The organism is Pandoraea sp. CB10b_02 (assembly GCF_002216225.1).
Lineage (GTDB): Bacteria > Pseudomonadota > Gammaproteobacteria > Burkholderiales > Burkholderiaceae > Pandoraea > Pandoraea nosoerga.
Genome location: NZ_NJGW02000017.1, coordinates 40,936 through 61,441, shown reverse-complemented (window position 1 = coordinate 61,441; position 20,506 = coordinate 40,936). Strand labels below are relative to the sequence as shown.

Sequence of the window (20,506 nt, the reverse complement as noted above, 5' to 3'; positions counted from 1 at the left end):
GATATTTCCTTTGCGCTGTTCCTGATCCTCCCCTCATTCGCCATCAGCCATGACCGTTTGCGAGCGCGCCGTTGCAGCCTTCTTCCGGAGTCAGCGTTTCACGGCGCGCGCCGAGGTCTGCGAGCGCACCCACGTCGCGCTGGGACAGCGCGTGGAGAGCACCGAGTTGTCGCTCTGTCACCGGCTGGACAAGGGCGCCTCGGGCATCGTGCTCACGATCACCGACTTCCGGCCGGGCGCCGGGGCGAAGACGAGCGAGCACGCCGTGCGACGCTTCTGCCAACTCATCCGGCTTTTGCTGCGCACGGTGCCCCACGTAGGGTACGTGCGCGGCATGATTCTGCCCGGCGTGAGCGACATTCGGCTGCGCGAGGCGCGCCTGCGCCTCATCTCGATCCTCGAGCGCGAAGGTGCGTACCTGCGCGAGGAGGACGGCGACCGCTGGCTCGTCTTTTGCCGCGAGAGCACGGGCCGGCGGCTGGGCTCAAGGAAGCACCCCTAGCGCACGCCACCACAGGTAATCGAGCGGGAACAGCAGCACGAGCGTGATGATCGTCATGACGACGGTGAGCCGTGTGCCGTCGCGCATGCCCACGCCGCCCAGATGCATTGCGATCATCATCGGCGGACTCTGATACGGCAGCAGCACCGTGGAGAACACGGGCACCTGGAGCATCAGCACGGTGTAGAGCGGCAGGCCGCTCGCGCCCGAGAGCTGTCCGGCCAGCGGCGTGAGCACCGCGGGCAGCCCGGGCAGCGTGGCGACGAGGCCGATCGCCGCGCCAATGGCGATCAGCCACGCGGCGTTCACCACAGGCGCACCCGGCGCCATGCCTACCGCATCCAGACACCATCGCGCCACCTTCTCGCCGAGCCCGGTGTCGGCCACCACGGCGCCGACGCCCAGAAAACCCGCCACGTACACGAGCGGCGTGATGTGCATCTGCTCGGTAAAGGTCTTCGGCGAGACGATCTGGATGGCGGGCAGCAGGCACACGATGGCCGCCGCGACCGAGATCCACGCCGGCGAAATGCCGTGCCATGCGTCGGTCGCGAAGCCGGCCAGTGCGAGCGCGAGCAGTACCGACAAACGCCGAGCGTCGGGCGTGAAGGGCGGCGGCGCGGCACCTCTGGCGTGAGTGAGCGGCCCATCGTCCGGGAACAGACGACAGATGACCCATACGAGAATCGCTGCCTTGAGCGCGCCCAGCACCGGGAAGTGCAACAGCAGATACGGCGCGTAGTGCAGCTTCACGCCATAGAACGAGTCGGCGGCCCCCATCAATACGCTGTTCGGGATGTTGGCCGGCAAGATCGTGGTGGGCGGCATATAGCTGGCCGCGGCGACGGTCATGACGAGACCGGTGCGCCCACGCCTTCCGTGCGTGAGCCCCACGCGGTCGGCGAGCGCAAGCACGATCGGGATGAGCAGCAAAATGCGCCCGGTCGTCGATGGCATCACGAACGCGAGCCCCACGCAGGCGACCATGACCGACGCGACATAGCGCGCGTAAGTCGGCCGCCTCAGATCGAACAGCGTGGCGGCCAGACGCGAGCCCAGGCCAGTCGTGCGCACGGCGATGCCCGTGACGGCGCCGCCGAACACCAGCCACCATGCCGCCGAATGGAAGCCCGCGAAGATGACTTCCGGTTTCGCCACGCGGAGCAGTGTGGCAAGGAGGAAGAACGTGAGCGTGGTGATCGGTTCGGGGAACAGTCCGAAAGCCCACGCGCCGATCGTGAACATCACCAGCACGGCCGCTTGCGCCGCGGCCGGCCCGAGCCCGAGAGTCTCGCTGCCGTGGTGTGCGGCCCACAACGCCAGGGCGAGCAGCACATAGACGGCGTAGCCGCCGAGCGCGCGCAAGCGGGCGCCGGCGCGAGCCTGCGTGGATTCGCGGCGAAGCCGGTCGGCGGCGGGCGAGGGCGGCGCGCAAGGAGACGCCGGCGGCGGCGTTTCGCGGGAGGGGGGTGACGTCATGGCGCTTGTCGTTGTCGTGATGGGCCAGCGAGGGTGTCCAGGCGAGCGAGGCTGCGGCGCGCCGGCGGAACCGGCGGCTTGCATCGCGCCGGGCATATCGTATGCTAGCGGCTCGTTCCGGTGCACGACACCCCCCGATCAGGACAAATACCATCGAGAACATGCCACGCTCCGTATCCTGGCACGCCGGGCAGGCCGGGCGCACCGAGCGCCCCAGCTACGTTCCCATGCCGCGCACGGCACCCAGCGTCGAGCGGCCCGTCGTTGCGCACCTGCGCACGCCGCCGCCCGACGCGCGCATCGAACCGCATCGCCACGAATGGGGGCAGCTCATTTGCCCGCAGCGCGGTGGTCTGCGCATCGTGGCGGGGGAAGCGAGCCTCGTCGCCCCCGTGTTTCGCGCCGCATGGATTCCGGCGGGCACGTGGCACGAGGTGGCCGTGCTGGGCGAGGCGCAGTTCTATGCCGTCTACATGCTGCCCGAAGTCTCGCCCTTGCCGGAGAATCGCTGCCTCGTGCTCGAAGTCTCGCCATTGTTGCGCGACCTCACGGCGGCGCTGGCGAGCGGAATGCCCGTGTCGGACCCCCGCCACGAACTGGCCACGTCGCTGTTGCTCGAGGAGTTGCGTGTCGCGCCGCCGGCGTCGCTCGACCTGAAACGGCCCGACGACCGGCGCCTGCGGCATTTGTGCGATCGGTTGATGGAGCGTCCCGACGACGATCGCTCGCTCGCGCAATGGGCGGACGAAGTGGGTGCGTCCGAGCGCACGCTCGCGCGGCTCTTCAATACGGAGTTGGGAACGAGCTTCGGTGCGTGGCGCCAACAGGTGCGGCTCGCACGCGCTGTCGAGTGGATGGTGCGCGGCGTGCCCGTGGCGACGGTGGCCGAACGCCTCGGCTATGCGACGCCGGCGGCGTTCGCGGCGATGTTCCGCCGCGCGCTCGGCGTTTCGCCGCGCGAATTCACGCGCGAGGAAAGGGCGAAGTTATGACGGCACCGTCCCGTCCCTGGTTTCTCTACCTGCTGGAGTGCGCCGGCGGGCGCATTTACACCGGCATCACGGTCGACGTCGCGGCGCGCTACGCCGCTCACGCGGCGGGCAAGGGCGCGCGCTTCACACGCGCTCATCCGCCGTCGCGCCTCTTGCTCTCGCTCGCCTTCGCGGACCGCGCGGCGGCCTCGCGGGCCGAATATCGCGTCAAACGACTGACGGCCGCGCAAAAGCGCGGGCTCATCGCGGGCACGTTCGTGTGCGACTTTGGCGAGGACGGCACTGCCGACGCCGGCGGCGCCAGCGCCGGCAAGCCCGCCGGGTCGACCAAATCCAGCGAGTCCTCCGAGAGCGCAGCCGCGCCCGCCGTGGAAAATGCCGCGGCCGGCTGATCCGGCACAGCAGAGAAAGCGCAACGGCGCGGCGGAGCATGGCGATGATGCCGTCGCCATCGCGACGGTTACGGTATCAGACGCGCCTGCCGAATCATCTTGCGCACGTCGCGCTGGATCGCGCCGAACTGCCCGCGAGACGGAATCGGCGACACCACGAGCGCCCAGCTGTCGCCGGGCACGGTCTTCTCCACCACGGTGTAATAGGTCGACTGCGTTCGGAAAAAGTCGGCGATGCCGTCGTGGCTGATCCGGTAGCTGCGCTCGCCGGCGCCGGCGAGCAGGAACACCCCGAGCGTGTAGTACACGTCGCGATCGGCGTTGATCGGCCCTGACTGCCTGTCGAGCAGCAGCGTGCGCAGCGTCTTCTCGGTGAGCAGCGTCGGGCGCCGCACGTCGAACACGCGCCATACCTTGAGCAGCGCGCCTGTCGACATCTGCCATCCCGCAAAGGGCGCCAGCAGCCGCCAGTTGTCGGGCAGCTTTGCGTCGGCCACGCCGAGCGGCGCGAAGATCTGCGTCTCGCAGAAGGTCTTGTAATCCTGCCCGGAGACGGCCTCGATCACCATGCCGAGCAGCAGATACGAGACGTTGGAGTAGACGAAATCGGATTTGCCTGTCGAGTGGCCGGCGTCGCCTGCATCGAGATAGTTGAAGAAGTCGGCACCGCCGCCGACGCGCCGGATTGCCAGACCGCTGAACAAGCCGTTGACCGGATCGTTGAAGCCGTTGGTGGCAAGGCCCGCGCGGTGGGCGAGCAGCCGCCGCACGGTCAGGTCGCGCAGACTCGGGTCCAGCGGTTTGCCGTGCTGCTTCGCGTAGGCCTCGAGCAGGTCGCCGAGCCGGGCGTCGAGCGAGAGCTGGCCGCGCTGCACGAGCAGGGCGATGCCAATGGCGGTGACCGACTTCGACAGGCTCGCCACCGGCAGCAACTGCTGCGCTTCGTCGCCTGCGGTGGCCGCTTCCAGCGCCGCGCCGCTGTCCGACTCGGTGCGCAGCCATACATGCGAGAGGTTGTAGCGCTCCTTGAGCTGCGCCACGCCTTGCGCGAGCGTGGCCTGACCGATCGGCACGGCGGGCGTGATCGGTGTGGCCGGGCCTGACGGCGGCATGGCGACGACGACGTTGGCCGAGGACGCCGGCGATGCGGCGGTCTGGGCGATCGAGCGGTTTGCTCCGGTCAGGGCGGCGATGCCGAGCAGGAGTGTCAGAACGCCACGCCGCAGCGGCGCGCCGGCGTTACCCAAAGCGCGCGCAACGGCATGCGAATTGCGTCGCAATGCGAATTGCGTGGTCAAACGTGCCCCTGCCGAACGGCTGTGCCGTGCGACGTTCATTATCAACTCCCCCCGCGCACATCGTTCGAGCCGCCAATCGACTCTCTTCGGAGTCAGAACGGTTCGGTGTGCGCACGTGCCGCTTCGCGGCAATCTCAAAACGATTCGAAGTTTAGGAAAACTTCAGCTAAGTGACAGTTAAAATCCCCGCATTTTACATTAAGTTGCATATATCGAAGCTCGTGGGCGACGCCCCGCCGTATGGTCGCCGAAGCGCCCATACGGCGGGGCCGGGCGGGCAGCGCCCTGCCGGAATGGCTCGTTTCGCGAGAAATCGCACCAAGACGCCGGCGGGATGCAGACGGCGTGCAGGCGGCCTGCGGAGTTGTCCGGTCAACCAGACGCGCGTCTGGCGCGTGAGATGGATTCCAGTGTGGGGTTCCCCTGCGGGGCTGCAGTGTGGGTCCCGCACCGACAAGACCTGTTACCTGTCGCGGTGTAAGCTATCTCACGAACAGGCTCCGACTCGCCCATAGGCCATGAGGCGGCGTCCCGAAGGTGGCGTCGTGCCGGCCGAAGGATCGACCGATACATGACTGAACCCTCTCGCGCGCGCCCGAGCCGGCCCGCCGACATTGCTTCTGCCGCGGCGCCGCCCGCCGGCGCCGCGCATCACGATGCCACGCGCACGGCGCAGCCCGACGCCCGGCCGCCGCTGCCGGCCGCCGTGCGCTGGCTGCGGCGCATCCCTTGGGGCGCGGCGCGGCCCTGGCTGATCGTTGCAGGCGTCGCCCTCCTTGGCCTCCTGGTCTTCGACGCGCTCCACCATATGCTGCGGCACGTGCACTACGACGATGTCGTCGGCGCGATCCACGGCACGCCCCTGAGTCGCCTCGTCCTTGCCATGCTGGCAACGCTTGCGAGCTACGCGGCGCTCACCGGTTACGACATCTCCGGGCTGCGCTTCGCCGGGGCGACGGTCAAACGCTCCACGGTCGTGCTGACGTCGTTCATCGCCTACGCCCTGGGCAATTCCGTCGGCCTTGGCGTGCTCACCGGCGGCACCGTGCGCATGCGCATGTACGCGGCCGCCGGCGTCGATGCGCCGAAGGTGGCACAGGCGGTCGCGTTCAACGCCGGCGCGTTCGGCCTGGGCATGATGGTTTTCGGCTCGCTGGGCATGCTATGGGGGGCGTCGCGCGTCTCGGCGCTGGTGCCGATACCGGGCTGGCTGCTGCAGACGTTCGCCGCGCTGCTGCTCGCGGGCGCCGCGGCGTTTCTCGCCTTGTGCGCGCACAAGCGCAGCGTGACGCTGTTTGGCCGCTGGGCGATGCCGTTGCCGCCGCTGCGGCTGGCCGTGCGCCAGTTGTTCATCTCGGCGGCGGATCTGGGCATGGCGGCCGCGGCGCTGTGGTGCCTGTTGCCGGGCGGCGTGGTGGATCTGCCCACCTTCGTCGTGTTCTACGCGATCGCCATGGCGCTCGGCGTGCTGAGCCACGTGCCGGGCGGCGTTGGCGTGTTCGAGGCGGTGATCCTGCTCGCGACGAACGGCCACGCGCCCGTGAGCGAGGTGGCCGGGGCGCTGGTGCTCTATCGCGGCATCTATTACCTGCTGCCGCTGATGCTCGCGGCCTGTCTGCTGGCCGGCTTCGAGCTGCGCCAGGGGCCGGCCGCGCCGATCGGCCGCGCGGCGGTGCGGCTTTTCCCGGGCGTGCTGGCGGCGCTCACGCTCGTGGCGGGCGTGATGCTGCTGATCTCCGGCGTGACGCCCGCCACGCGCGACGCCGAAGATTTTCTGCGCCGCCACGTCCCGCTGTTTCTGGTGGAAGTCTCGCACCTGCTCGGCAGCGTGGCGGGCCTGGCGATGCTGTTCCTCGCGCGCGGCCTGCTGCACCGGCTCGATGCCGCGTGGTGGGGCTCGCTCGGCCTGACCGTGGTGGCGGCGGTGCTCGCGATCCCGAAGGGCATCGCGCTCTCCGAGTGCTTCGTGCTCGCCGTGCTGGCCACGCTGCTGCTGGTCTCGCGCAAGCAGTTCGACCGGCGCTCGTCACTCTTTACGCAGACGTTCGAGCCCGGCTGGATCATCGCGGTGCTCTCGGTGCTCGGCGCCTGTACGTGGCTGATGTTCATGTCGTACCGGCGCGTGGGCTACGCCAATCAGCTCTGGTGGCAGTTCACGTTCGACGGCGACGCGCCGCGTTCGATGCGCGCGCTGATGGTGGTCGCGGTGATCGGGCTCGGTCTGTCGCTGTGGCAGTTGCTGCGGCAGTCCGCCGGAGCGATGGTGCCGGCGAGCGAGGCGGACCTGGCGCGCGCGCACGAGGTCGTTCGCAAACAGCCTGCCGCCGACGCCTGTCTGGCGCTCATGGGCGACAAGAGCTTCCTGTTCTCGCCGTCGGGCAACGCTTTCATCATGTACGCGAAGCATCGCCGCTCGTGGGTGTCGCTGTCCGATCCCGTGGGCGACCAGAAGGAATGGCCCGAGCTGATCTGGCGCTTCATCGAACTGGCCGATGCGCACGGGGGGCGCGCCGCGTTCTACAAGACGCGCCCGCAGGCGTTGCCGCTCTATATCGACGCGGGCCTGCGCGCGTTCAAGCTCGGCGAAGAGGCATTCGTGAGCCTGCCGGACTTCAGCCTGCAAGGCGCGCGCCGTGCGAATCTGCGCCACGGCGTGGCGCGCGGCGAGCGCGAGGGGCTCACGCTCGAGATCGTGCCGGCGGCCCAGGTCGCGCCGCATCTGGCGGAAATGCGGCGGGTCTCCGACGCGTGGCTCGCACGCCAGCACACGCGGGAGAAGGGCTTCTCGCTCGGTGCGTTCACCGACGCCTACGTAACGCGTCAGCCCGTCGCGCTCGTGCGGCGCGAGGCGCGGCTCGTCGCGTTTGCCACACTGATGTGCCCCGAGGTGCAGCGCATCGAGGCGAGCGTCGATCTGATGCGTCAGGTGCCCGACGCGCCGCCCGGCACGATGGACTTTCTGTTCGCGAAGCTGATGCTGCACTTCCAGGAACAGGGCTACCAGCGCTTTGGCCTGGGCATGGCGCCGATGTCCGGCATGCAGACGCATCAGCTCGCGCCGCGCTGGCACCGCTTCGGCCGCATGATGTTCGCGCATGGCGCGCGCTTCTATAATTTCCGCGGCTTGCGCAGCTTCAAGGACAAATTCGATCCGCAATGGGAAACGCGTTACCTGATGACACCCGGCGGACTCGCGCCGATGCTCACGCTCGCCGACGTGGCGGCGCTCGTGGGCGGCGGCTGGAAAGGGATGATCACGAAATGACGGCACGCACGATGGCAACGGGCGGCGGGACAACGAGTTCGCATCACGCCGGCACCGGGCGCGGCAGGCGGGCCTGGCGCCATGGGTGGCATTCGCAAGCGCGGGCGGGGCTCGCCGCGGCGGCGATCATGACGTTCGCGATGACGACGCCGGCCGCCACCGCGCAGACGGCCTCGCCGGCCGAGCAGCGCGCTCATGCACCCCAACCCGCACCCCAACCCGCACGCCAACCCGCACGCCAACCCGCACCCCAATCCGCGTCCCAACCCGCGCCCCAATCCGCGCCCCAATCCGCGCCCCAACCCGCGCCCAAGCCCGTGCCCAAGTTCGCGCTCAAGCCCGCGCCCCAGGCGGGGCCCGCCGCGCAGCCGCCGGTCGCGGCCTCGAGTGTGCCGTCGCCCGTCATGCCGCAGGCGGCGGCCGCAGCAGCGGGCGCGGTGGCGTTTCGCGGCGCGGGCAATCGCGCGCCGGAAGTCATGACGCACGGCCGCTTCGAGAACATCCCGATCTTCCGTCCGGAGGGCGAACCGAACGCGACGGTGCTCTTCTTCTCCGACGACACGGGCTGGACGCCCCGCGCCGAACGCATGGCGCGCGCATTGGCCGACACGGGGGCGCTCGTGGCGGGCATCGACACGGCGCGTCTGATGGCGAATTACACGAAGGACGACGTGGGCTGCGTGTACGCGGCCGGCGACCTCGACAACTTCGGCCGCTGGGTCGAGGCGGCCGTCAAGCTGCCGGGCTACACGCCGCCGATTCTCGTGGGCGACGGTGTAGGCGGCACGTTCGCCTACGCGATGCTCGCGCAGGCCGGCAACGAAACGTTCTCCGGCGCGCTGTCGGTGGACTTCTGCCCGGTGCTGCCGATGAGCAAGCCGCTGTGTCAGGGCGAGGGCGTGCATTTCGCACGCGGCATCACGCATACGGCGGGCGGCGCGCCGATGCGCCTGCTGCCCGCGCCCGTGATGAGCGCGCCGTGGCTCGCGATGGGCGGCCCGGTAGGCGGGCCAACGGGATCGACGGCGCGCGCGCCGCGTTGCCCGGACCACGTCGCGCAAGCGTTTGCCGCCCGCACGCCGAATTCGACGTGGCTTGTCGGCGGGCTCGCGGGAAGCCTTGGCGCGATGGACGCCTCGGGCATTGGCCCCGGGCCGACGCCGTCGGATGCGACGGCGCCGTCAGCCCCGTCAGCCCCGTCAGCCCTGTCTGCCGCATCCGCCCCGCCTGCGGCGTCCGCCACCTCGACCGGCGCCCCGGCGTCGCCGGTGCTCGCCGACTGGCTCACGCAGTACAAGAACGCCTTTCGCCGCCTGAACGCGCACCACGTGGCGGGCACGGCGCGTCCGCCGGCGGCGGTGGCCGATCTGCCCGTCATCGAGGTGCCGGCCACCGGCAAGCCCACTGCGAAGATGGCCGACACGTTCGCGATCCTGTTCTCGGGCGACGGCGGCTGGGCGGGACTCGACCGTGATGTCGCCGGCGCACTCTCGGCGCATGGCATTCCGGTGGTCGGCGTCGATTCGCTGCGCTACTTCTGGTCGGCGCGCACACCGGCGTCCGGCGCCCTCGACGTCGAGCGTCTCATGCGTTTCTACCAGGCGCGCTGGAACCGCAAGCGCGTGATTCTGATCGGCTATTCGCAGGGCGCCGACGTGCTGCCGTTCATGGTCAACCGCCTGCCCCCGGTGGCGCGCGAACGTGTGGCGCTGCTCGTGCTCATGGGACTGGGGCAGAAGGCGGATTTCGAGTTCCGCATGACCAACTGGGTGATGTCGAGCCAGAACGGCTTGCCGATCCGCCCCGAGCTCGAGCGCCTGCCCGACGGGCTGGCGATGTGCGTCTACGGCGCCGACGAGGACGACAGCAACTGCCCGGGGCTCGATCCCAGGCGCGTGCAGCTCGTGAAGATGGCCGGCGGTCATCACTTCGACGGCAACTACGCCGGACTTGCCGACGCCATTCTCCAGGCCGCCGCCAGACGCTGACACGGGCCGCCCCGCCGCCCCGCACCGCCCAAGCCGATGCCGGCCGCGCGCCGGCTTCGGCACCTTTCCCGCCGCGTGTCCCGGCGCAGGTTCCGCCTTGTTTTCTTGCCTTGCCTTCCTTACGCACGCTCCGTACACTGCCGCGAGTTTTCCCAACGACCCGCCGCGCCCGAAGTGGCACAGCACGACACAACACGGCGCAGCACGACGCAGCACGACGTAGCAACGACACACCTACAGGAGAAGATCGATATGGCAGAGGGTTATTTCCCGCAGTGGCGGCAGCAGGACACGGGGTCCGGCCGCGTGATCGCGCCCGATGAGCGCCTGCCCTGGCCGCAGACCATCGCCATGGGCGTGCAGCACGTGGTGGCCATGTTCGGCTCGACCGTGCTCGCCCCGCTGCTCATGGGCTTCGACCCGAACCTCGCGATCTTCATGTCGGGCATCGGCACGCTGCTCTTTTTCGTGCTCGTGGGCGGCCGGGTGCCGAGCTATCTCGGTTCGAGCTTCGCTTTCATCGGGCTCGTGATCTCGGTCACGGGGTACGCCGGCAGCGGTCCGAATATGAACATTCCGGTGGCGCTGGGCGGCATCATCGCCTGCGGTGTTGCCTACGCGATCATCGGCCTCATCGTGATGATGGTCGGCACGCGCTGGATCGAAGCGCTCATGCCGCCCGTGGTGACGGGCGCCGTGGTCGCCGTCATCGGCCTGAATCTCGCGCCGGTGGCGGTCAAGGGTGTCTCGGCCAGCAGCTTCGACACGTGGATGGCGCTCGCGACGGTGCTATGCGTGGGGCTCGTGGCGGTGTTCGCGCGCGGCATGGTGCAGCGTCTGCTGATTCTCGTGGGGCTGCTGCTCGCCTACGTACTGTACGCGGTGCTGACCAACGGCATGGGACTGGGCAAGCCCATCGACTTCTCGATCGTGGCCAATGCCGCATGGTTCGGCCTGCCGCATTTCGCGGCGCCGGTGTTCAAGGCCGAGGCGATGGTGCTGCTCGCGCCGATCGCCATCATCCTGGTGGCGGAGAACCTCGGTCACATCAAGGCCGTGAGCGCCATGACGGGCCAGAACCTCGACCGTTACATGGGCCGCGCTTTCCTCGGCGACGGGCTCGCGACCATCGTGTCGGGCGGCGTCGGCGGCACGGGCGTGACCACGTATGCCGAGAACATCGGCGTGATGGCCGTCACGAAAATCTATTCGACGCTGGTATTCGCCGTGGCTGCCGTCATCGCGCTGGTGCTCGGCTTCTCGCCCAAGTTCGGCGCGCTCATCCAGACGATCCCGGGCCCGGTGCTGGGCGGCGTGTCGATCGTCGTCTTCGGTCTGATCACGGTGGCCGGTGCGCGCATCTGGGTGCAGAACAAGGTGGACTTCTCGGATAACCGCAACCTGATCGTGGCGGCCGTCACGCTGGTGCTCGGCGCTGGCGACTTCACGCTGAAGTTCGGCAGCTTCTCGCTTGGCGGTATCGGCTGCGCCACCTTCGGCGCGATCATCCTGTACGCGCTGCTGCGCGGCCGCGAAAAGTCGACGCCCGCGGCGATGTAACGTCGCGCGTGCGACGTCTGTCCAGCCGGTACGGTCCGGCGCCCGGCGCGGCGATTACGCCGTGCCGTTTTTTTCGGTGGCGCCGCTGGCTTCTCCCGCGGCAAGATGTTCGAGCAGTTGGCGTGCATAGGCGGGCAGGGCGTCGCGCTCGCGCACGCAGAGGATGAGATTGCGCAGGGCCCAGGCGTCGGTGAGCGGCACCACGCCCAGGCCGAGCGCGCCGGCCGAGCGCCGGGCGGCGCTCAATGGCACGATGCCCGGCGCAGCGCCGGCCGCCACCGCCCGGCACAGGCTGTCGAAGTCGCGCAGCCGCAGCCGATAGCGCAGCGAGCGCCCGGCGCGTCGGGCGTGGCCGTCGAGATGCTCGGCGATCGCACTGTGCTCGGGCAGGCCGATGAACTCGCTGTCGAGCACATCGATGAACGCGACCTGCGCGCGTTCGGCCAGCGCATGACCGGGTGGCGCGACGATCACCAGCCGGTCCTGGCGAAACGGCACCGTCTCCAGCCCCGTCAATTCGATCCAGTCGGACACGACGCCGATATCCGCCGCGCCTTCGAGCACGGCCTGGACGACGGCCGGACTCGTCTGCTCGCGCAGCGCGATTTCCACGTTGGGGTGCTGGGCGAGGAAAGCGCCCAGCAGATCGGGCAGGAATTCCGACATGGCCACCGTATTGGACGCGATGCGCACGTTGCCCTTGAGGCCCGCGGCGTACTCGCCGAGTTCGCCGCGCATCTGGTCGACCTGCGCGAGCACGCGGCGCGCGTGGGCGAGCAGAGCCCGGCCGGCGGGCGTCGGCATGACGCCCTGGCGGTGCCGCATGAAGAGTGCGACGCCCAGCGTCTCCTCGAGTCCGCGAATGCGCGCGCTGGCCGAGGCCAGCGTCAGATGGGCGCGCTCGGCGCCGCCGGTGATGCTGCCGGCGTCGGCGACGAGCAGGCAAAGACGCAGATCGGTAAGGTCGAATCGCACGGGAAATGCCGCAGGCGGGCGTAGCGCGCAGAACGCAATGGCGCCAGTGTAGCGCGCGGACCGCGCACGCACTGTGTGCCGATTGCACGGCGTGTGCGGCGATGCCCACTGACTTGGGAAAGGGCGCATGGTAAACTACGCGCTTTCAAGACACGGCCGTACCCGCGACGGCCTCGCCCGCCAAGCCGCTTGAATCGTTATTCGCCGGCGGGTCGTCTTGCCGGCGTCTTCCGGCGCGTCGCCCGCATGAGCGCGACGCCTGTCGCACGCCCGACGCGGGCATTCCATCAAGAACAAACAACATCTAACGCGCGGGGACACACATCGTGGAGTCCGCGCATTGGTCTTTATATGTCTTTTGAAACGCTCGGCCTGTCGGCCGACATCCTGCGGGCAGTCACTGAGCTTGGCTACACCCGTCCGACCCCGATTCAACGCCAAGCGATTCCGGCCGTCCTGCAAGGCGGCGATCTCCTCGCCGGCGCCCAGACCGGCACCGGCAAGACGGCGGGCTTCACGCTGCCGATCCTGCAAATGCTCTCCTCGCGTGCGCGCCCAGCAGCCGCCAACGGCAAGCGCGCCGTGCGCGCACTCGTGCTCACGCCCACGCGCGAGCTCGCCGCGCAGGTCGAGGAGAGCGTCACGCAGTACGGCAAGTACCTGCGCCTGAGCTCCATGACCGTGTTCGGCGGTGTGTCGATGGTGCCGCAGGTCAAGCAACTGGCGCGCGGCGTGGACATCCTCGTTGCCACGCCGGGCCGTCTGCTCGACCACATGCAGCAGAAGACCGTCGACCTGTCCCACGTCGAGATTCTCGTGCTCGACGAGGCGGACCGCATGCTCGACATGGGCTTCATTCGCGACATCCGCCGCGTGCTGGCGGCGCTGCCGGCGCAGCGTCAGAACCTGCTCTTCTCCGCCACGTTCTCCGACGAGATCAAGCAGCTCGCCGACAGCCTGCTCAAGTCGCCCGCGCTCATCGAAGTGGCGCGCCGCAATACCACCGCGGAGACGGTGGCGCAGAAGATCCACCCGGTCGATCGCGAGCGCAAGCGCGAACTGCTCGAACATCTCGTGCGCGAGCACAACTGGTTCCAGGTGCTCGTTTTCACGCGCACCAAGCACGGCGCGAACCGTCTGGCCGAGCAACTCACCAAGGGCGGCATTCCGGCACTCGCCATTCACGGCAACAAGAGCCAGGGAGCGCGCACGCGTGCGCTGGCCGAGTTCAAGAGCGGTACGCTGCAGGTGCTCGTGGCGACCGATATTGCCGCACGCGGCATCGATATCGACCAACTGCCCCATGTGGTCAACTTCGATCTGCCGGAAGTGGCCGAGGATTACGTGCACCGCATTGGCCGTACCGGCCGCGCGGGCGCCAACGGCGAGGCGGTGTCGCTCGTGTGCGTGGACGAGCATCAATTGCTCGCGCAGATCGAACGCTTGATCAAGCGCAGCATCGAGCGCGAAGTGATCCCGGGCTTCGAGCCGGATCCGAACGCCGTGCCGCAACCGATTCGCAAGAATCAGAACGGTGGGCGAGGCGCCGGCGGCGGCCGTGGCGCGCGCGCCGAAGCGCAGCCGCGCGCCCCGCGTGAAGGCGCTCGCGGCGGGCGTCAGGGCGCCGAACCCGGCGGGGTGCGGCGCGAGGGGGAGCGTGGCGGAGAACGGGGTGACCATCGCGAACGGCAGGACCCGAATGGCCGGAACGCACGGCGCGGCGGCAATGCCGGCAGCGGCGGGAACGCCACGATCAACGTCGGTCACGTCGGCATCGGTGGACAGGGTGTCCGTCAGCAAGCGCCGAAGCGTTCGGGCGACGCACAACGCACCGCGGCACGGGCCACGCCGGGCAACGGTGTCCCGCGCCAGGGCCGCGACGCACACAACGCATCACGCGGCCAGGGCGCCGGCGGGGGCGGTGAGCGCAGCGACTTCGGCCAGCGCGGTCCGCGCCCGGCACGTCGCGACGGCGCCGGTGGCGCCCTGCTGATGGGCAAGCCCAAGCGCGACTGAGCCCTCCCAGCGCCTGCGACGATGCGCGCCGGCGGCGTCTCGCGCATCGCGTTGCGCGCATGGCCAACCCGGCGAAGGGTGACGGGCCAACATCCCCCGTGGGCGAGCGGCGCAAAGTAAGTAAAATATTAAGCTTTCGCGCCCGGCGGTCCGGGCGCCGCCTTCCCGTTCTTCGAGGATTTCATGATCGCCCGTGTCACCCGGCTGTTCCCGTTGTGGGCTCTGCTGCTGTCCGTCTTCGCCTTTTTCTCGCCGGGCAGTTTCTCCGGCATCACACCGCACGTCACGGCGTTGCTCACCATCGTGATGTTCGCGATGGGCGTGACTCTCACCTTCGACGACTTCAAGCGCGTCTTCACGCGTCCCGCCCCCATCGTGGCGGGCGTGGTGCTGCACTATCTGGTCATGCCGCTCGCGGCGTGGATCATCGCGCGCGTGCTGCACATGCCGCCCGACCTGACGGCCGGCATGGTGCTGGTGGGCAGCGTGGCGAGCGGCACCGCGTCGAACGTCATGATCTACCTCGCGCGCGGCGACGTGGCGCTCTCGGTGACGATCAGCGCGATGTCCACGCTCGTGGGTGTGTTCGCCACGCCGCTGCTCACGCGGCTCTACGTCGATGCGTCGATCGCGGTGGACGTGGAGGGCATGCTGCTGTCCATTCTCCAGATCGTGGCGCTGCCGATCGGCGCGGGCCTGCTCATCAACCGCTATTGCGGCGGCGTGGTGCGCGCGCTAGAGCGCTATCTGCCGCTCGTCTCGATGATCGCCATCGTGCTGATCATCGGTGCGGTGGTCGGCGCGAATCAGGGCAATATCGCCACTGTCGGCCCCTTGGTGATGCTCGGCGTGGTGCTGCACAACGGCCTCGGGCTGCTTGGCGGCTACTGGGGGGGGCGCCTGCTCGGCTTCGACGAGTCGATTTGCCGCACGCTCGCCATCGAGGTGGGCATGCAGAATTCGGGGCTGGCTGCCACGTTGGGCAAGATTTACTTCACGCCGCTCGCGGCGTTGCCGGGAGCGCTGTTTTCGGTCTGGCACAACCTCTCGGGCTCGCTGCTCGCCGGCTACTGGCGCGGCCGTCCGACGGGCACGGCCAACGACGACCAGGCCGTGGCGACGCGCCCGACGCACTGACGTTTTCCTGCGCCGCGCCCCGGTGTGTGCGGCGCGCAACGGGTGGCCGCACCGTCATCGCGGCCATTTGCCTTTCTGTCTCTCATCGCCTACAACATCGATATACCGTTCGCGGCGGTGAGAGAATCCGCAGCGCGGCGCCCGTCCGTGCTCCCTTTCCCCCGCTCGCCCACAGGGCGTATTCCGACGTGGCCGACATGGTCAATCCCGGCAGCGATGCTTCGTGCGAGATGCGCGACGCCCTGTCTCGGCCCGGCGGTACGAGCGAGCGGTCTGGAGTCACCCAACAATGTTGAGAAAGAACCCGCGCGGGGACTACCCCGTGGTGCATGAAAGCGCGTTCATCGATCCGACGGCCATTCTATGCGGTCAGATCATCGTGGGCGAGAACGTCTTCATCGGACCCTATGCCGTGTTGCGGGCCGATGAGGTCGACGAGAACGGCAAGATGGAGCCGATCGTGATCGGCGCCAATTCCAATATTCAGGACGGGGTCGTGATCCATTCGAAAGACGGGGCACGCGTTAGCATCGGTGAGAACACGTCGATTGCGCATCGCTCCATCGTGCATGGACCGTGTGTCATCGGGAACAACGTCTTCATCGGCTTCAATTCGGTGCTGTTCAACTGCGTCGTGCATGACGGCGTGGTCGTGCGGCACAACAGCGTGGTCGAGGCACGGGACATCCCCGAGAACTTCTATATCCCGTCGACGACGCATATCAGCCGCGAGACCGATCTCGCGACCATCCCGAAGGTCACGGTCGACGCGCGCGAGTTCTCCGAGTCGGTGAGCCGTACCAACGTGGAACTCGCACGCGCGTATCGCCGCATTCAGAACGAGTTCTGAGCGCGCTCGGCGCGCCGGCGAGCGTCGGTGAGCGTGGAGGCGATACAGTCAACGTTTTGCAGGAGTTCGTCATGGCTTTGAGCGTCAACGGTATTGTCATCGACGCACGCCGCGTCGCCGATGAAATCGACCGGCATCGAGACGTCGCCGATCCGGAAGCGGCGGCCAGGCGCGCGCTGGTCCGCAGCGAGTTGTTGCGCCAGCGCGTGCGCGACTTGCGATTGCTCGACGAAGCCGACGCCGCCAATGCGAGCGATGACGCGATCATCGACACGCTGTTCACGCGCGACGTGCAGGTGCGGCGTCCGACCGAAGCCGAATGCCGCGCCTATTTCCACGAGCACGCCGGACAGTTTCGTGTCGGCGACAAGGTGCAGGCGAGTCACATTCTGTTCGCGCTGTCGGCCGGGGTGCCGCTGTCCTCGACGCTCGAGCGCGCGCAGTCGGCGCTCGACGCCGTGCTCGCGGAGCCGGCATCGTTCGAGTCGGTGGCGGCGCGCATGTCGGACTGCCCTTCGGGGCGCCGCGGCGGCAGCCTCGGCATGCTCGCTCGCGGCAGCGGCGCGCCGGAGTTCGAACTCGTGCTGTTCTGCGGCGATCGGCTCGGCGTGGTGCCACGGCTCGTGAACACGCGCTACGGTTTTCACGTCGTGCGTATCGAGCGCCGCGTGAAGGGCCGCATGCCGCCGTTCGAGCGCGTGGCCGATCGCATCGCGGCACAGTTGTACCAGCAGGCACGCGCGCGAGCCTTGCATCATTACGTGGCGCTGCTCGCGGATGCCGCGCAGATCAGCGGCGCCGGCGATAACGACAGGCCGGCGCGCGTGCAATAGCGGCGCCCGTTTCTTCATGGCCGCGACCGGTCGCGATGCGCCGCAGTGGCCCGGGCGTCAACCGACGGCAAGCTCGAGCGTGAACGTGTCGAGCGTGAACGAGCCGTCGGGCTGGATCTTGAAGTGGCGGCGAACGTCGTCGGCCATCGCGGCTTGCAGTGCACGGATGGCGACCTGCATCGGTTCGGGCGTGCGCATGCGGGTCGTCCACGTCCTGAAGTCGAGTTCCAGCGTGCGCGGCGTGAGCGAGACGACGCACAAGCCCGCGCCGGCGGCCATCGTCAGCCACTCTCCGAGCGAGTAGTCCCGAACGTGCGACGTGTCGCGCAGCACCTCGACGGCCTGCAGATACGTGTCGAAGAGCGGCTGTCCGGTGGAGACGACGTCGCAGATCGCCACGCGCCCGCCCGGCCTGAGCACGCGACGCATCTCGCGCAGCGCGGCGCCCACGTCCGCCCAGTGATGTGCGCTGTAGCGGCTGAAGACGAGATCGAAGCTGGCGTCTTCGAACGGCAGCGACTCGGCCGCGCCCTGCTGCGTGACGATGTTCGCGAGTCCGCGCCGGGCCGCTTCGTCGGCCACGACACCGAGCATGTCGGGCGACAGGTCGTAAGCGACCACCCGCGCGACGTGCGGCGCCGCGAAGAAACTTACGTGGCCCGCGCCGCAGCCGAGGTCGAGCAGTTGCGCGGCAGGCCGCGTCTGCGCGAGGGCGGCGAGCTGCTCCAGATCGGCGCCCTGCGCATGGTTGGCACTCGTCAGATAGGCCGAGGCCTGCGGGCCGAATTGCCCGGTGACGACGGCGTTGTGGGACTGGGGCGCGTCGCCGGCGGCGGGCGAGGGGCGTTGAGATTCGCTCACGGAAAGTCTCCTTCGTGGGTGGGGCGGTTGCCGACGCCGGCGCCGCGCGCCAGGGGGGCTTGTGCGGCATCGACGAGTGTCACGATAATGGCTCGTCGATACCGGTACAAGTTACGCGTTTATCCTGGTATGAAAACTACCCCTATGCCGCCAACCCGCCCAGCGCCCCGGGACGATCCATCGCCGGACGAAGCACGCGGCGCCGCGAGCCAGCGCCGTGCGCTCGGCGACTTCCTGCGTGCGCATCGCGAGCGCCTCACGCCGGCCGCGGTCGGCTTGCCGCCGATCGGGCGCCGTCGCACGCCCGGCCTGCGGCGCGAGGAAGTGGCGCAGTTGTGCGGCCTGTCGGCAACCTGGTACACGTGGATCGAGCAGGCGCGCGAGGTGTCGATCTCGGCGGGCGCGCTGGCGGCCGTGGCGGGCGCGTTGCGGCTCTCGCGCGCGGAACGCGCGTATCTGTTCGACCTCGCGGGCCGGCGCGATCCGGAGCGCGGCGCCGAACCCTTGCCGCATCACGCGGCGGCACAGGTGCAGGCCGCCGTGGCGGCGGTGGCCGCACCGGCCTATGCGCTCGACCGGTGCTGGGACGTGCTCGCATGGAATGATGCGGCGGCCGACGTCTTTCGCGGCTGGCTCGACGCGCCGGGCGCGAAGAATCTGATGCGCTACATCTTCCTCGATGCGGGCGCACGTGCGTTGATTCAGGATTGGGACAGCCGCGCGCGGCGCGTGGTCGCGGAGTTTCGCGCCGAATGCAGTGCATACCTCGACGACACGCCCGTGCGTGCGCTCACCGACGCGCTGCAGCGCGAGAGCCGCGTTTTCGCCGCGCTGTGGTCGCAGCAGGACGTGGTGGAGCGTGAAGGCGGGCGACGGGGCTTTCATCATCCCGTGCGCGGCGACATCGATTTCGCGCAGGTCACGTTCCGCCTGTCCGGCCATGACGACGTCAAGCTCGTGATGCTGCTGCCGTAATCGATACGCCGTCGCCGGGAGTCTCAGGCGGCAGAGCGCAGCCAGCTCGCGAGCAAGGCGCCGCTGGCCATGCCGAGCAGCGTCATGACGAGCGAGCCGCCGACATGCGTGAGGACGATCAGCGACGCCCAGCCGAGTTGCCCCTCGCGCAGCAGCCCGGTCACTTCGGCGGAGAACGTGGAGAACGTGGTGAGGCCGCCCAGGAAGCCGGTGATGATGAACAGACGCCACTCGACCGGCAGCGACGGTACTTGGCTGAAGACGGCCACGGCGACGCCAATGAGATAGCCGCCGCCGAGGTTGGCGGCGAGGGTGCCCAGCGGCAGCGTGGGCAGTATTGCGTTGAACTGTACGCTGAGCACCCAGCGCAGCAGCGCGCCGAGCGCGGCGCCGAGGCTGATGGCGACGACCGAACCGATCATGGGCGACTCTCCTCGCGGATCGCACGGGTAGTGAAAGGGGGGGCGGACGAAAAAACGGCCAGCCTTTTCAGGCCGGCCGAGGTCTTCTCTCACGCGAATACTGCCACGGATCTCAGTCTTTCGGAAAGGCCGTGGCGCCGCCGTGCGCGCCCGACCATTCGGCCGGCGCGTGCAGGAATTTCTCGACTTCGTCGAGCGTCTTCGTGTCGAAGTGGTTCTGCTGCTTGGCAACGCGCAGCACGTCCCACCATGTGGCCAGCGAGTGCAGTTGCACGTCGATGTCCTTGAGCACCTGGCGGCTCTCCGGGAAGATGTCGTAGTGGAAGATCACGAACACGTGATTGACCTTCGCACCGGCTTCGCGCAGCGCCTTGCAGAAATTGATCTTGCTGCGGCCGTCGGTCGTCAGGTCCTCGACGAGCAGTACCCGCGAGCCTTCCGGCAAATCCCCTTCGATCTGCGCGTTGCGGCCGAAACCCTTCGGCTTCTTGCGCACGTACTGCATCGGCAGCATCAGCTTGTCGGCGATCCAGGCCGCGAACGGAATGCCCGCGGTCTCGCCGCCGGCCACCGTGTCGAACTGCTCGCAGCCGACGTCCTGGATGATGACGGCCTCGGCGAAGTCCATCAGCGTGCGGCGCACGCGCGGATACGAGATGAGCTTGCGGCAGTCGGTGTAGACCGGGCTGGCCCAGCCCGAGGTGAAGATGTACGGCTTCTCGGCGTTGAAATGCACCGCGCCCACTTCGAGCAGGATCTTGGCGGTGATGTCGGAAATCGCCTGGCGGTCGATGCCAATCATGATGCGGTTCCTTTGCTTGGCTGCCCGCCGCGCGGCGTACAGCCAGGAGTCATGGGACAGTCGGCGCGACGCCGCGGCGCGGGTGCGCCACGGCAGAACGGCCGATCAGGGCGGCCGGTCGGTGCGGTGCTGCGGCGACAGCCCGGCGCTTGAACGCGA

At 68.8% G+C, this 20,506-nt stretch carries 17 protein-coding genes; 11 read left to right on the top strand and 6 right to left on the bottom strand.

Annotation, left to right across the window (positions count from 1 at the left end; all coding sequences use genetic code 11):
* Window positions 1-49 precede the first annotated feature (49 nt).
* Complete coding sequence (locus CDN36_RS17035; protein WP_150555599.1) at window positions 50-502, top strand: hypothetical protein; 453 nt, start codon at window positions 50-52, stop codon at window positions 500-502.
* Here the strand turns inward: CDN36_RS17035 and CDN36_RS17030 are convergent.
* The gene (locus CDN36_RS17030; RefSeq protein WP_287497363.1) at window positions 485-1,981 is read right to left on the bottom strand and encodes an SLC13 family permease; all 1,497 of its coding nucleotides are present in this window, start codon (window positions 1,979-1,981) and stop codon (window positions 485-487) included. The two genes, CDN36_RS17035 and CDN36_RS17030, sit on opposite strands and share 18 nt — an antisense overlap.
* A 161-nt stretch (window positions 1,982-2,142) precedes the next feature.
* Between CDN36_RS17030 and CDN36_RS17025 the strand changes: the two genes are divergently transcribed.
* Together CDN36_RS17025 and CDN36_RS22535 are read left to right on the top strand one after the other, a co-directional pair.
* A complete protein-coding gene (locus CDN36_RS17025) occupies window positions 2,143-2,973 on the top strand; it encodes an AraC family transcriptional regulator (RefSeq protein WP_150555601.1) in 831 nt (276 codons plus the stop codon).
* Window positions 2,970-3,365 (top strand): GIY-YIG nuclease family protein, encoded by a 396-nt coding sequence (locus tag CDN36_RS22535; RefSeq protein WP_150555602.1) that lies wholly within the window; start codon window positions 2,970-2,972, stop codon window positions 3,363-3,365. The genes CDN36_RS17025 and CDN36_RS22535 overlap by 4 nt, the downstream gene beginning before the upstream one ends.
* 68 nt (window positions 3,366-3,433) lie before the next feature.
* On the opposite strand, the gene CDN36_RS17015 is transcribed toward CDN36_RS22535, so the two are convergent.
* Window positions 3,434-4,663 (bottom strand): serine hydrolase domain-containing protein, encoded by a 1,230-nt coding sequence (locus tag CDN36_RS17015; RefSeq protein ID WP_287497362.1) that lies wholly within the window; start codon window positions 4,661-4,663, stop codon window positions 3,434-3,436.
* A gap of 571 nt (window positions 4,664-5,234) precedes the next feature.
* Between CDN36_RS17015 and mprF the strand changes: the two genes are divergently transcribed.
* The 3 genes from mprF to CDN36_RS17000 all read left to right on the top strand — a co-directional run bounded on the left by mprF (window position 5,235) and on the right by CDN36_RS17000 (window position 11,476).
* A complete protein-coding gene (gene mprF / locus CDN36_RS17010) occupies window positions 5,235-7,928 on the top strand; it encodes a bifunctional lysylphosphatidylglycerol flippase/synthetase MprF (RefSeq protein ID WP_287497361.1) in 2,694 nt (897 codons plus the stop codon).
* A gap of 128 nt (window positions 7,929-8,056) precedes the next feature.
* Window positions 8,057-9,916 carry an AcvB/VirJ family lysyl-phosphatidylglycerol hydrolase gene (locus CDN36_RS17005; RefSeq protein WP_287497360.1) on the top strand — a complete coding sequence of 620 codons (1,860 nt, stop codon included), beginning with the start codon at window positions 8,057-8,059 and terminating at the stop codon, window positions 9,914-9,916.
* Window positions 9,917-10,168: 252 nt separating this feature from the next.
* Window positions 10,169-11,476 carry a solute carrier family 23 protein gene (locus tag CDN36_RS17000; RefSeq protein ID WP_150555605.1) on the top strand — a complete coding sequence of 436 codons (1,308 nt, stop codon included), beginning with the start codon at window positions 10,169-10,171 and terminating at the stop codon, window positions 11,474-11,476.
* Window positions 11,477-11,530: 54 nt separating this feature from the next.
* Here CDN36_RS17000 and CDN36_RS16995 read toward each other — a convergent pair whose 3' ends face one another.
* The gene (locus CDN36_RS16995) at window positions 11,531-12,451 is read right to left on the bottom strand and encodes a LysR family transcriptional regulator (RefSeq protein WP_287497359.1); all 921 of its coding nucleotides are present in this window, start codon (window positions 12,449-12,451) and stop codon (window positions 11,531-11,533) included.
* A gap of 351 nt (window positions 12,452-12,802) precedes the next feature.
* Here CDN36_RS16995 and CDN36_RS16990 point away from each other — a divergent pair, with 351 nt between their 5' ends.
* The 4 genes from CDN36_RS16990 to CDN36_RS16975 all read left to right on the top strand — a co-directional run bounded on the left by CDN36_RS16990 (window position 12,803) and on the right by CDN36_RS16975 (window position 17,287).
* Entirely contained in the window at window positions 12,803-14,467 is a 1,665-nt protein-coding gene (locus CDN36_RS16990) for a DEAD/DEAH box helicase (RefSeq protein ID WP_287497358.1), read from the top strand.
* A gap of 183 nt (window positions 14,468-14,650) precedes the next feature.
* Entirely contained in the window at window positions 14,651-15,604 is a 954-nt protein-coding gene (panS, locus tag CDN36_RS16985; RefSeq protein ID WP_150555608.1) for a ketopantoate/pantoate/pantothenate transporter PanS, read from the top strand.
* A gap of 289 nt (window positions 15,605-15,893) precedes the next feature.
* Window positions 15,894-16,454, top strand: coding sequence for a DapH/DapD/GlmU-related protein (locus CDN36_RS16980; protein WP_150555609.1), 561 nt, complete (start codon window positions 15,894-15,896; stop codon window positions 16,452-16,454).
* A gap of 71 nt (window positions 16,455-16,525) precedes the next feature.
* A complete protein-coding gene (locus CDN36_RS16975) occupies window positions 16,526-17,287 on the top strand; it encodes a peptidylprolyl isomerase (protein ID WP_287497357.1) in 762 nt (253 codons plus the stop codon).
* Between the two features lie 57 nt (window positions 17,288-17,344).
* Here the strand turns inward: CDN36_RS16975 and CDN36_RS16970 are convergent, their stop codons facing one another.
* The gene (locus CDN36_RS16970) at window positions 17,345-18,148 is read right to left on the bottom strand and encodes a class I SAM-dependent methyltransferase (protein WP_287497356.1); all 804 of its coding nucleotides are present in this window, start codon (window positions 18,146-18,148) and stop codon (window positions 17,345-17,347) included.
* 129 nt (window positions 18,149-18,277) lie between these two features.
* Here CDN36_RS16970 and CDN36_RS16965 point away from each other — a divergent pair, with 129 nt between their 5' ends.
* Window positions 18,278-19,123 carry a helix-turn-helix transcriptional regulator gene (locus tag CDN36_RS16965; RefSeq protein WP_287497355.1) on the top strand — a complete coding sequence of 282 codons (846 nt, stop codon included), beginning with the start codon at window positions 18,278-18,280 and terminating at the stop codon, window positions 19,121-19,123.
* A 23-nt stretch (window positions 19,124-19,146) separates the two neighbouring features.
* Here the strand turns inward: CDN36_RS16965 and crcB are convergent, their stop codons facing one another.
* Window positions 19,147-19,545: a fluoride efflux transporter CrcB gene (gene crcB / locus CDN36_RS16960; protein ID WP_287497354.1), complete on the bottom strand. Its 399-nt coding sequence runs from the start codon at window positions 19,543-19,545 to the stop codon at window positions 19,147-19,149.
* Window positions 19,546-19,657: 112 nt separating this feature from the next.
* Window positions 19,658-20,347, bottom strand: a complete 690-nt coding sequence (locus CDN36_RS16955; protein WP_145864722.1) for an orotate phosphoribosyltransferase — start codon at window positions 20,345-20,347, stop codon at window positions 19,658-19,660.
* Window positions 20,348-20,506: the final 159 nt, after the last annotated feature.

Bases quoted from the DNA above. Each gene is read 5' to 3' on its own strand.
- CDN36_RS17030 (WP_287497363.1), bottom strand. From the start codon at position 1,981: ATGACGTCACCCCCCTCCCGCGAAACGCCGCCGCCGGCGTCTCCTTGC.
- CDN36_RS16955 (WP_145864722.1), bottom strand. From the start codon at position 20,347: ATGATTGGCATCGACCGCCAGGCGATTTCCGACATCACCGCCAAGATC.
- CDN36_RS17000 (WP_150555605.1), top strand. From the start codon at position 10,169: ATGGCAGAGGGTTATTTCCCGCAGTGGCGGCAGCAGGACACGGGGTCC.
- CDN36_RS17025 (WP_150555601.1), top strand. From the start codon at position 2,143: ATGCCACGCTCCGTATCCTGGCACGCCGGGCAGGCCGGGCGCACCGAG.
- CDN36_RS16980 (WP_150555609.1), top strand. From the start codon at position 15,894: ATGTTGAGAAAGAACCCGCGCGGGGACTACCCCGTGGTGCATGAAAGC.
- mprF (WP_287497361.1), top strand. From the start codon at position 5,235: ATGACTGAACCCTCTCGCGCGCGCCCGAGCCGGCCCGCCGACATTGCT.
- CDN36_RS16965 (WP_287497355.1), top strand. From the start codon at position 18,278: ATGAAAACTACCCCTATGCCGCCAACCCGCCCAGCGCCCCGGGACGAT.
- CDN36_RS22535 (WP_150555602.1), top strand. From the start codon at position 2,970: ATGACGGCACCGTCCCGTCCCTGGTTTCTCTACCTGCTGGAGTGCGCC.
- CDN36_RS17005 (WP_287497360.1), top strand. From the start codon at position 8,057: ATGACGTTCGCGATGACGACGCCGGCCGCCACCGCGCAGACGGCCTCG.
- CDN36_RS16975 (WP_287497357.1), top strand. From the start codon at position 16,526: ATGGCTTTGAGCGTCAACGGTATTGTCATCGACGCACGCCGCGTCGCC.
- CDN36_RS17035 (WP_150555599.1), top strand. From the start codon at position 50: ATGACCGTTTGCGAGCGCGCCGTTGCAGCCTTCTTCCGGAGTCAGCGT.
- panS (WP_150555608.1), top strand. From the start codon at position 14,651: ATGATCGCCCGTGTCACCCGGCTGTTCCCGTTGTGGGCTCTGCTGCTG.
- CDN36_RS16990 (WP_287497358.1), top strand. From the start codon at position 12,803: ATGTCTTTTGAAACGCTCGGCCTGTCGGCCGACATCCTGCGGGCAGTC.
- crcB (WP_287497354.1), bottom strand. From the start codon at position 19,545: ATGATCGGTTCGGTCGTCGCCATCAGCCTCGGCGCCGCGCTCGGCGCG.